Here is a 377-nt window from a genome sequence, read left to right as displayed (position 1 = left end):
GAAGAAGTAATGAGGTCTCCATACGTGGTATGGGGTCTGGCCATACTCTCATTCTCCTTGACGGGCGGAGAATATCGGGCAGCTACAATGCCACCGTCGATGTCAACCAGATCCCCATAGTCCTGGTTGACCGTATTGAAATCGTCCGTGGACCGAGTTCCGCCATCTATGGAAGTGAGGCCACCGGAGGTGTTGTCAATATTATCACCCGTGCTGCTGCAAGGCAGCCCGAGGCGGAAATCGAGGTGCAAGGAGGGGTGGGGCAGGCTGCCGAACAGAGTATTCAGGCAATGGCAGGTTCGGCCTTTGGTCCGCTCCGCTCAACCATCGCCGTGAGTCATGCAAAACAGGACGGCTATGATACAGATATTTCGACC

Annotated in this window: 1 protein-coding gene; it reads left to right on the top strand. The window is 55.2% G+C overall.

Annotated features, from left to right (window positions below):
• Positions 1-377 (top strand): TonB-dependent receptor plug domain-containing protein (locus JWJ90_RS23025; protein WP_205229536.1); only part of this gene is annotated, 377 nt, incomplete at both ends.

The organism is Desulfobulbus rhabdoformis (genome assembly GCF_016919065.1).
In the GTDB taxonomy this organism is placed as follows: Bacteria; Desulfobacterota; Desulfobulbia; order Desulfobulbales; family Desulfobulbaceae; genus Desulfobulbus; species Desulfobulbus rhabdoformis.
Note: the sequence above shows the minus strand (reverse complement) of the source record. Positions and strands in the feature narration are given on the sequence as shown.